The 1,158-nt window shown below is 57.9% G+C and carries 1 protein-coding gene; it reads left to right on the forward strand.

Going from position 1 to position 1,158, the window contains the following annotated elements; genetic code table 11:
- Positions 1-212 precede the first annotated feature (212 nt).
- Positions 213-1,158: IS481 family transposase (locus J4G38_RS28255; protein WP_210522256.1), on the forward strand; the 946-nt coding region annotated here is incomplete at its 3' end.

Consider the following 1,158-nt stretch of genomic DNA (forward strand, 5'->3'; position numbering starts at 1 on the left):
CGGCCTCCACGAACAAGCGCGTGTCCTTGGCCGTCACGCCGCAGGCATTCGCTTGGCCCGGCAAGAGTGGCGAAAGGCGTTGCCAGTGCGGGTCGGTCAGGAATGTGCGGTCTTTTTGCATCTTCAAAGCTACCTTAATTGTTCACACGTCCTAGCTGTATAGTCCCAGAGTGTGATGGAGTACCTTTCGGGCGAGCCATCCAGCAAAAGTTATGGGACAACTACTTCACGGCAGCGCCCGCACAACTCAGGCAATACGACGCAGTATCCAGCGTAGTCAGGAAAGCCTCCAAACGCTAGCTACACGCCATAACATCGACCCGAAAACGGTGGCCAAGTGGCGTAAACGCACGACGACGACGGATGCCCCGATGGGGCCGAAGCCCGTTTCGACGGTGCTTACGACCGAAGAAGAGGCTATCGCCGTCGCCTTTCGCCAGCACACGCTGCTGCCGCTCGATGACTGTCTATATGCCCTGCAAGAAACCATCCCGCACCTTTCGCGCTCGGCGCTGCACCGCTGTTTTCAGCGCCACGGCGTGAGTCGCCTACCGTTGAGCGAAGACGGGCAGTCCACGCCAAAAAAAAAGTTTAAAGACTATCCGATTGGCTACCTGCCCGTCGATTTTGCCGAGGTGCATACGGAAGAAGGCCGGCAGTACCTCTTTGTCGCCATCGACCGCACCAGCAAGGTGGCCTTCGCCGAATTGCATCCGAGAGCGAAACGAATGGTAGCGGCGGATTTTCTGCGGCGCGTGCTGGAGAAATTGCCGTATAAAGTGCATACAGTACTGACAGACAATGGGGTGCAATTCACGCCCCAGCCGCACCAACTCCTGCCAGGCGGCCACAGTTTTGACCGTATTTGTCGGGAATACGGCGTGGAGCATCGCCTCACCAAACCGGCCCATCCCTGGACCAACGGGCCGGTCGAGCGCTTCAACCGCACCCTCAAAGAGGCGACCGTGCAGCGCTATCACTACGAATCTACGGCCCAGCTGAACGAACACTTGCAAGCCTTTTTGCTGGCCTACAATCACGCCAAACGCCTCAAACGCCTGCGTGGCCTGACCCCGCACGAGTTTATCTGCGCCCAGTGGCAGAAAAATCCTACTATCTTCAGTCGTGACCCCACCCAGCTCACCCTGGGACTATACA

It is taken from the genome of Hymenobacter terricola (assembly GCF_017921975.2).
GTDB lineage: Bacteria > Bacteroidota > Bacteroidia > Cytophagales > Hymenobacteraceae > Hymenobacter > Hymenobacter terricola.